This is a genomic window from Anaerolineae bacterium, assembly GCA_014360855.1.
Taxonomy (GTDB): Bacteria; Chloroflexota; Anaerolineae; order JACIWP01; family JACIWP01; genus JACIWP01.
In genome coordinates this window covers 1-9501 of record JACIWP010000114.1, presented here as the reverse complement: position 1 = coordinate 9501, position 9501 = coordinate 1, and the positions used below count along the sequence as shown (strand labels likewise).

Sequence of the window (9501 nt, the reverse complement as noted above, 5' to 3'; positions counted from 1 at the left end):
TGGATGCCACCGGGACGCAGTATACCTTTTATCTTCGACCCGAGGCCCGCTTTCAGGATGGGCGGGCCATCCGGGCGGAGGATGTGAAATTTTCGCTGGAGCGGGCCTGTGATCCTCGTACAGGTTCGCCCGTTGCGGCGTTATATCTGGGGGATATCGTGGGCGCGATGGAGCGCATAGCCGGCGTGGCAGATGAAATCCGAGGCGTTGAGGTGCTGGATGAGCGCACCCTTCGCCTGACAATTGATGCACCAAAAGCCTATTTTCTGGCCAAACTGACCTACCCCTCTGCCGCGGTGGTGGACAGCAGAAATGTCCTGGGCGCCAATTGGACCGAGCGCCCCAACGGCAGCGGCCCATATCGGCTGTCCAAACGCACGGACGACGAGATTGTGCTGTCAGCCAGCCCCACCTACTTCCGCGGTACGCCTGGCATCACCCAACTTTTCTTCAACCTCTCCGCCGGCGACCCCACGACCATGTACGAAAATGACGAGCTGGACGTCGCCCCGGTGGGCATTGAGGACCTGGAGCGCGTGCTGGACCCGAGCAATCCCCTGCACGCCGAGCTGGTCACCGTCCCTCAGCTCACGGTACAGTATGTGGCCTTTCACACCCGGTTGGAACCGTTTGACGACAAAAACGTGCGGCTGGCGTTCGTGTATGCCACCGACCGCGAGAAGCTGGCCGAGGTGATGTTCAAGCGCAGTGTGGTGCCGGCCTGGGGGGTGATGCCCCCTGGCCTGCCTGGCTACAACCCGGATGTGCCGCGCCTGGCGTATGACCCGGAGAAGGCGCGTCAGCTCCTGGCGCAGTCGCGGTACGGTGGGCCGGCCGGCCTGCCGCCTATCGTCTTCGCCGTGAGCGCCGGCGGCAGTCGGATCGCCGAAGCCCTGGCCGCCATGTACGCGGATGTCCTGGGCGTCGAGGTCGAGATCCAGCAGGTGGTATGGGGGGATTTTCTGCGGGACATTAATCAGGGCGCATACCAGATGTTCTTCCTGGGCTGGAGCGCGGATTACCCCGACCCGCAGGACTTCCTGGATATCCATTTCCACAGCGCCAGCGACGGCAACAGCACAGGCTACAGCAATCCAGAAGTGGATGCCCTGCTGGAACAGGCGCGTGTGGAACAGGACGAAGAGCGGCGCTTTGCGCTGTACCGCCAGGCCGAGACCATCATCGTGCAGGACGCGCCCTGGATACCCCTGTATCATGGGGTGCAGTACGAGCTTGTCAAACCCTATGTCAAAGGGCTGGTGATTACCCCGCAAGGGGAATATGATGTGAGCAAGGCATATATTGAGGGTGCTCGCTGAGGGTTGGAAACGACCTGTCGGGTGGACACACGGGGAGGGCGTGCCCACTGGCAGGTGATTATATCGGCCGAGGAACGCCGTATCACCGTTGTCATTGGAGGAATGCATGGCTCGTTTGCTCGAGGTCAAGGGTCTCAAGACGCAGTTCTTCACCCAGGATGGCGTGGTGCACGCCGTCAACGGCATTTCTTATCACGTAGATGAGGGCGAGACATTAGGTATTGTGGGGGAGAGCGGGTGCGGCAAGAGCGTGGGCGTGCTCTCGCTACTGCGGCTCATCCCCCAGCCTCCCGGAAAAATTGTCGGCGGGGAGGCGTGGTTTGACGGCAAGGACCTGTTGAAGCTGAGCGAGAGTGAGATCCGACAGGTGCGCGGCAACCGCATCGCCATGATCTTCCAGGACCCGATGACCTCGCTGAACCCGGTGCTGACGATCGGGTTTCAGATTGCGGAAGCACTGCAGTTGCACCTGGGGATGACCAAGCAGCAAGCCCGCCGGCGCGCCATCGAACTGCTCGAGATGGTGGGCATCCCCAACGCCGCCGACCGCATTGACGATTATCCCCATCAATTTTCCGGCGGCATGCGCCAGCGCGTGATGATCGCCATGGGGCTTTCGTGCAACCCGCAGTTGCTGATCGCCGACGAGCCGACTACGGCGTTGGACGTGACCATTCAGGCACAGATTCTGGACCTGGTGAAGCGGCTGAAGCAGGAGATCGGCATGGCCATCATCTGGATCACCCACGACCTGGGGGTGGTCGCCGGCCTGGCCGATCGCGTGGCCGTCATGTATGCCGGCTTCATCATCGAGCTGGCCGGCGTCAAGGAACTCTACGGCAACCCTCGTCATCCCTACACCCTGGGCCTCCTGCGCTCCATCCCCCGCCTCGATATGCCGCGCAAGGCCAAGCTCACTCCCATCGAGGGCATGCCGCCCGACCTGCTCTCGCCGCCGGAAGGCTGTCCATTCGCCCCGCGCTGTGCCTGGGTCATGGACAAATGCTGGAAGGAAAATCCGCCCCTGGAACCCATCGGACGGGGGCATCTGCTAGCATGCTGGGCGGATATCACGAAGACCCCCAAAGCGTAAGCCATCATGTTTCTCGTGTGATAATAATGGAGACGGCAATGACAGGAACCAACGAGACGGGCAAAAACGAAATCCTGGTGCGGGTGGAAAACCTGAAGATGCATTTTCCCATCACCCAGGGCATCATCATTCAGCGGCAGGTCGGTACGATCAAGGCCGTGGACGGCATCAGCTTCTTTATCCGCCGCGGCGAGACCCTGGGATTGGTGGGGGAGAGCGGGTGCGGCAAGTCCACCACCGGGCGCGCTATCTTGCAGTTGTACCGCCCCACTGCCGGCGACGTCTGGTTCGAGGGCGTCAACCTGGTCCAGCTCAAGGGCGAACAACTGCGCCGCATGCGCCGCAAAATGCAGATGATCTTCCAGGACCCCTATGCCTCCCTCAACCCGCGCATGACCGTCGGCAATATCGTCGGGGAACCCCTGGAAGTGCACAATATTGCCACGGGCAAAGAGCGCCGCGAGCGGGTGCAGGAACTGCTCCAGGTGGTGGGCCTCAACCCCTACTTCGTCAACCGCTATCCGCATGAGTTCTCGGGCGGCCAGCGCCAGCGCATCGGCATCGCCCGCGCCCTGGCGGTCAACCCTTCGTTCATCGTCTGCGACGAGCCGATCTCGGCCTTGGACGTCTCCATTCAGGCGCAGATCATCAACCTCCTGGAAGAATTGCAGGACCAGTTCGGCCTGACCTATCTCTTCATCGCCCATGACCTTTCGGTGGTGCGGCATATTTCCAACCGCGTGGCGGTGATGTACCTGGGCAAGATCATGGAACTGGCGGACCGGGATGAGCTGTATGAGAATCCTCTGCATCCCTATTCCAAGGCGCTCCTTTCGGCGGTGCCCATCCCCGACCCGGTGGTCGAGGAGAAGCGCCAGCGCATCATTCTGAAGGGGGACGTGCCTAGCCCGGCCAATCCGCCCAAGGGTTGTAACTTCTGCACGCGCTGTCCGGAGGTGATGGATATCTGTCGGGAGGAAGAGCCGGGCTTTGTCGACGTCGGCGGCGAGCATTGGGTCGCCTGCTGGCGCGTCGGGCATTGAGCCGGCACGGTCAGAGCGAAATCGGTATCTGGAATGTTGCTTGACCCCCCGGTATCCCATGGGGCCTGGTCAGAAGGCTTCCCCGAAAGGAGGTGATGCGGCGAGTGAGGCAGTCCTCAGGAAGGGGAAACTCGCACCCCGTCCGTATAGTTCGGTAGCCTTCGCAACTTCAGATGTAAGGGAGGAGATGTACCATGCTTAGCAAGAAGTGGGCCCTACTGCTGGCCGCAGTGATCGTCACCAGCCTGATCCTGGCCGCCTGCGCGCCCGCCACCCCGCAGGTGGTGGAGAAGGTGGTCAAGGAGACGGTGGTGGTCGAGAAGGAAAAGACCGTCGTGGTCGAGAAGGAAGTGGTGGTCACCCCGACCCCGAAGCCGGAGGAGGAGCTGATCACCCTGAACTGGAACTTCGGCACCGAGCCGCCTACGCTCGACCCTGCCCTGGCCGAGGACACCACCTCGGTGGATGTCATCGAGAACCTGTTCCTGGGCCTGACGGCCTTTGACCCCGAGGGCAATGTCACGGGCGAGTTGGCGACCGAGTGGACGACCAACGAGGCCGGCGACGTCTACACCTTCAAGATGCGCCAGGATGCCAAGTGGGTCAAGTATAACCCCGGCACCAAGCAGGTGGAAGAGGTCGGCCCGGTAACCGCGCATGATGTCGTCTACGGCATCAAGCGCACCCTCGACCCGCGCACGGCCTCCGGCTATGCCTACGTGCTCTACATCATCAAGGGCGGCGAGGCGTTGAACACCGCGGACACCGAGGCGCTGAGCGAGGAAGAACTGCAGGCGCTCGTGGATGCGGTGGGCGTGCGCGCCGTGGATGACTACACCGTCGAGATCACGCTGGAGCATCCCGCCGGCTACTTCCCCGGCATCGCCGGCATGTGGGTCGCCCGGCCTATGCCCAAGGATGCCATCGAAGCCCACGGCGAGCGCTGGATCGAGCCCGGCTTCATCGTCACCAACGGCCCGTACATGCTGGCCGAGTGGGCGCATGAGGACCACCTGACCCTGCTCAAGAACCCGCTTTACTATGATGCCGACAACGTGCAGATCGAGAGGATCTACGGCGTCATGGTGGTCGAAGCCTCCACGGCCATGGCCATGTACGAGAACAACGAGCTTGACACCACCGCGCCGCCGCTGGAGGACATGGACCGCATCAAGGCCGATCCCGTGCTGAGCAAGGAACTGCACATCGGCCCGTACCCCTGCACCTACTACTACGGCTTCACCACCGACAAGCCGCCGGTGGACAACAAGCTGGTGCGCCGCGCCCTGTCCGCCGCCATCGACCGCAAGTCGCTGGTGGAGAACGTGCTGAAGGGCGGCCAGCTCCCGGCCAACACCTTCACCACCATAGGCATGTTCGGCTCGGCCGCACAGGATCCGGACATCGCCCCGTGGGCGCTGGACTATACCCTGGGCCTGCAGAAGGCCAAGGAATGGATGGCTGAGGCCGGCTATCCCGACGGCAAGGGCTTCCCCGAGATTATCCTGATGCACAACACCAGCGAAGGCCACAAGAAGATCGCCGAAGCCATCGCTGCCATGTGGAAGGAAGCCCTGGGCATCAGCGTCAAGATCGAGAACCAGGAGTGGAAGGTCTACCTCAACACCATCAGCAAGACGACGCCGGTCGAGCAAATGCCGCATGTCTGGCGCCTTGGCTGGTGCGCGGACTACCCGGATGCCAACAACTGGCTGAACGAGGTCTTCCATCCGGACAAGCGCAACGACATCCGCTGGAACAACCGGGAGTTCGCGGAGCTGGTGGACAAGGCGGAGGTCTCCCAGGATCCGGAAGAGCGCAAGGCCCTGTACAAGCAGGCCGAGAAGATCCTGGTGGAAGAGGAAGCCGCCATCGCCCCGATCTACTACTACACCACGGTCAACCTGACCAAGCCGTGGCTCCAGCGCAACTACTTCGGACTGGGCGGCCAGGACTTCTTCAACTGGAAGATCGACTGGGAAGCCAAGAAGGCGGCGCTGGGCAAGTAATCGGGTTTCGTCCTCCGGGTGACAGTCACCATCCCGGTGACTGTCACCCGGTCACTGGCAGGAATGCTTTTCTTGGAATGCCCGTCTGCCTGCGGGCAGGCGGGCAGTGCAAGAAAAGGATACGATGATGCATATAACTGGTGTAAGGAGGCACTGGGGTGACGAAATATATCATTCGACGCCTGTTGTGGGGGATACCGGTTCTCTTCTTTGTGATCCTGGTGGTGTTTATCCTGGTGCGGTTCCTGCCTGGCGGGCCGTTTGATTTCGCCGGCGAGAAGCAACTGCCCCCGGCAGTGGTGAAAAACCTGGAGGCCAAATACCACCTCAACGACCCGCTGTGGAAACAGTTCGTGGACTATCTGTGGGGCGTGGTGCGGGGAGACCTGGGGCCCTCCTTCCGCTATCGCAACCGGACGGTGAATGATGTCATTGCCGAAGGACTGCCGGTCTCCGCGCAGTTGGGTATGCTGGCCATGCTGATCGCCATTGGCATCGGCATCCCGCTGGGCATCATCGCGGCCCTGCGCCACAATACCATCGTGGATTACCTCGCCACGTTCTTCGCCATCGTGGGGGTGTCCATCCCCGCCATCGTGATGGGGCCGCTGTTGATCTGGATCTTTGCCCTGAAACTGCAGTGGTTCCCCGTCTCTCGCTGGGGCGCGCAGCCGCCCTATTTCCTGGGGTTCCTGCCCAAGCCGGACCTGACCTTCTGGCGGCATGCCATCCTGCCGGCCTTCACCCTGGGCACCGGCCTCTCCGCCAGCATCGCCCGGCTGACGCGCGCCAGCCTCCTGCAGGTCATTCGGGAGGACTATATCCGCACGGCGCGTGCCAAGGGCCTGGCTGAGCGGATGGTCATCTTCCGCCACGCGCTCAAGAACAGCATGATCCCGGTGGTGACCATCCTGGGCCCCATGTTCGCGGCGGTGCTGACCGGCACTTTCGTGGTGGAGCAGATCTTCGCCATCCCCGGTCTGGGCAAGCATTTCGTCACCAGCATCGGCAATCGGGATTACCCCATCATCATGGGGACGACCCTGCTGTACGGCGTGGCCATCGTGATCGCCAATTTACTGGTGGATATCGTGTATGCGTGGTTGGACCCGCGCATCCGGTTCGACTGATCGAGGGAAAGATGAAGCGCCGGCCGCGGCGCCGGCGATCTGGTTGATAGACAGGTGGAGGGAACATGAGCACGGTCAAAACAACTACTGCCAATAACCTGCAGTTCGCCGCTCGCAAGGAGCGCAGTCCCTGGGGCGATGCCTGGCGCGCGCTTCTGAGGAACAAGCTGGCGGTCGCCAGCGGCATCTTCATCATCGTACTGATCTTTGTCGCCGTCTTCGCCAAGTACATCGCTCCTTATCCCTATGATAAGGGCAACTTGGCAGATAACTATGCCCTGCCCGGCCCCAAGTATCTCCTGGGCGCGGACTTCCTGGGACGCGATATCCTCAGCCGCACCATTTACGGAGCGCAGGTTTCCCTGGCGGTGGGATTTGTGGGGGCCTTTGTCAGTCTGCTCATCGGCATGACCTATGGGATGATCTCCGGCTATTCCAGTGCTCGCGTCGATAATATCATGATGCGCTTTGTGGATTTCCTATACGCCATGCCCATCCTGATCTTCGTGATCTTGCTCCAAGTGTATTTCAAGGCGGTGGCACGCACGGGCGTCGGCGGCCCATTCCTGCATACCCTGGTGGCCATCGACAGCAAGATGGGCGGCATGTTCTTTATCTTCATCGCCATCGGTATGCTGAACTGGCTGGGCATGGCGCGCATCATGCGCGGCCAGGTGCTGTCCCTGAAGCGCAAGGAGTTCGTCGAGGCGGCGCGCTCCGTCGGCGCCAGCGACCTGCGCATCATCTTCCGCCACCTCTTCCCCAACGCGCTGGGACCCTGTATCGTGGCGGAGACGCTGGCCATCCCTGGCTATATCTCGACGGAGGCATTCCTGAGCTTCCTCGGCCTGGGCGTGAACGCACCTCGCCCGAGCTGGGGCATCATGATCTCCGAGGGCTATGTCGGACTGCGTTCCTATCCGCACCTGCTGTTGGCGCCGGCGGTGGCCCTGACCCTGACCATCCTGGCCTTTAACTTCCTGGGCGACGGCCTGCGGGACGCCTTTGACCCGCGCCTGCGCGGCCAGTAACGCACTGCCACAAGGCCATGATGCGCCTCCCCACACCGTGTTGGGGAGGCGCTTATTGTGCCAGCACAGGAAGATCATCCTTGCATTGTTCCATTTCCCGCGGGATGCGGCGTATTGTCGGCCTCATTGGATTGCTGGCGCTTGTCGGCCTGGCGGCCGGCTGTCGCGCCGGCCAGACCGCGACACCGACTCCCACGGTTTCCCCTCTCTCTACTTATACCCCCTCCCCAGCACTCTCGCCGGCACCCACCCACGCGCCGGCCTCCACCCCCACGCCGGCGCCGCCGCTCCGGGTGCGCTTCGGCGAGGTGGAGCCAAACCCACAGGTCTGGCCTTGGCGGGACCAGGAGGGCGACGGCATCATGCGCTGGTGGCCGCTGGTGTGGGAGAGCCTGCTGGGCGTTGACCCAACCAGCGGTGCGCTCATCCCCGTGCTGGCGGATTCCTGGGAGGTCTCGGCGGATGGGCTGACGGTGCGCTTCGCCCTGCGGTCGGATGTGCGTTGGCACGACGGCACGCCTTTGCGCGCGGAGGATGTGGCGGCGACCTTACGCTATTTCGCCTCGCCGGCATCCCACAGCCTGTGGTACGCCGGCCTGATGAATGTGGCCGATGTGCGCCTGGTCTCCCCTCAAGTGATCGAGGTGGGATTGCGCCGGCCGGACTGCGCTGTGCTGTACAGCATGGCTGAAATGCCGATACTGCCGGCCGCCGTGATCGCCGCTCGAGAGGCGGGTGAGACGCCGACCGTTGTCCCGGGCACCGGCCCGTTGGAGCTGGTGGAAGCGCGGGAGAACGGGGAGGTCATTCTGCGGCCGTTCGCGGGGTACCGCCGGCCGGTGGAGATCGCGGAGTTCCGCTATTATCCATTGGATACCCCCGCGGCCCTGCGAGAGGCGTGGGACGGCGGCGCGCTGGATGCGGCGCGCTTTCCTGCCGGCAGTCTCGCCTGGCCCCCGGTGGCGGCGGAGTGGCAGGTGCTGGATTATCCGGGCGGGGAGTATATGCTGGTCTACTATAATCTGGCGCGCCGGCCGCTGAAAGATGCCAACGTCCGCCGGGCATTGGCGATGGCGCTGGATCGCGCCTCCATCGCCCGACAGGCCAGCCCGATGGGAGCGACCCTGTTGGAAGGCACGCTTCTGCCGGCGCATTGGGCCATGCAAACCGCTACTGCTCGTCTGCCGGCGTTCGACCTGCACCAGGCGGGGAGCCTGCTCACTGCCGCCGGCTGGCCCGATGCGGATGGCGACGGCTTGCGTGCCCATAACGAAGTGGCGCTGGTGCTGAACGTGGTGACCAACGGGGAAAATCCCCTGCGCATGGCCGCCGCGGCCCTAGTGGCGCAAATCTATCGCGAGGTCGGGGTGGAGAGCGAGGCCCATTATGTGGAATGGGGTATCTTCCTGGATCAGCTTTTCCGTCATGATTTCGATGTGGCAGTGCTGAGCTGGCCGTTTCCCCTGGACCCCGACCAACGTATCTTCTGGTTGTCCTCGGAGACGCGCGCCGGCAGTGGGTTCAATTTCGCCGGTTGGGAGAATATGCAGTCGGATGCACTGCTGGAACAGATGGCCGCAGTGCCGGCGTGTGACCCGCAGGAACGGGCGCGCCTCTTCGGCGAATGGACGCGCCTTCTGCTGGACGAACTGCCCGTTGTGCCCCTTTTTGCGCCTCATGAACAGCTCTGGCTGAGGGCGGAAATTGGCGGTGCCCGCCCCAGCCCCTTCGCCGGCCCCCTCTGGGATGCCCCCTGGTGGCATTACCAGTGATATAGACTCCTGTTCCACCCCATATCGCCGGGCGCACATCTACGTCTTACTCATTGGACACTGCCTGCAACGCCGCAGGCTCTGCGGTGTTATATGAAGAAAAC

7 protein-coding genes are annotated in these 9501 nt (G+C 62.7%); all 7 read left to right on the top strand.

The features are described from left to right. Positions 1-1319: peptide ABC transporter substrate-binding protein (locus tag H5T60_07710; GenBank protein MBC7242316.1), on the top strand; the 1319-nt coding region annotated here is incomplete at its 5' end. Positions 1320-1425: 106 nt separating this feature from the next. Next, entirely contained in the window at positions 1426-2412 is a 987-nt protein-coding gene (locus tag H5T60_07705) for an ABC transporter ATP-binding protein (GenBank protein ID MBC7242315.1), read from the top strand. 38 nt (positions 2413-2450) lie between these two features. Then, positions 2451-3455, top strand: coding sequence for a dipeptide ABC transporter ATP-binding protein (locus H5T60_07700; protein ID MBC7242314.1), 1005 nt, complete (start codon positions 2451-2453; stop codon positions 3453-3455). 194 nt (positions 3456-3649) lie between these two features. Continuing rightward, positions 3650-5464 carry a peptide ABC transporter substrate-binding protein gene (locus H5T60_07695; GenBank protein ID MBC7242313.1) on the top strand — a complete coding sequence of 605 codons (1815 nt, stop codon included), beginning with the start codon at positions 3650-3652 and terminating at the stop codon, positions 5462-5464. 158 nt (positions 5465-5622) lie between these two features. Next, positions 5623-6594, top strand: a complete 972-nt coding sequence (locus H5T60_07690; GenBank protein ID MBC7242312.1) for an ABC transporter permease — start codon at positions 5623-5625, stop codon at positions 6592-6594. A gap of 65 nt (positions 6595-6659) precedes the next feature. After that, complete coding sequence (locus H5T60_07685; protein ID MBC7242311.1) at positions 6660-7625, top strand: ABC transporter permease; 966 nt, start codon at positions 6660-6662, stop codon at positions 7623-7625. A 104-nt stretch (positions 7626-7729) separates the two neighbouring features. After that, positions 7730-9397 (top strand): hypothetical protein, encoded by a 1668-nt coding sequence (locus H5T60_07680; GenBank protein ID MBC7242310.1) that lies wholly within the window; start codon positions 7730-7732, stop codon positions 9395-9397. Positions 9398-9501: the final 104 nt, after the last annotated feature.

Excerpts from the sequence above, each read along its gene's own strand:
- H5T60_07705 (MBC7242315.1), top strand. The coding sequence starts at position 1,426 with ATGGCTCGTTTGCTCGAGGTCAAGGGTCTCAAGACGCAGTTCTTCACC.
- H5T60_07700 (MBC7242314.1), top strand. The coding sequence starts at position 2,451 with ATGACAGGAACCAACGAGACGGGCAAAAACGAAATCCTGGTGCGGGTG.
- H5T60_07695 (MBC7242313.1), top strand. The coding sequence starts at position 3,650 with ATGCTTAGCAAGAAGTGGGCCCTACTGCTGGCCGCAGTGATCGTCACC.
- H5T60_07685 (MBC7242311.1), top strand. The coding sequence starts at position 6,660 with ATGAGCACGGTCAAAACAACTACTGCCAATAACCTGCAGTTCGCCGCT.
- H5T60_07680 (MBC7242310.1), top strand. The coding sequence starts at position 7,730 with ATGCGGCGTATTGTCGGCCTCATTGGATTGCTGGCGCTTGTCGGCCTG.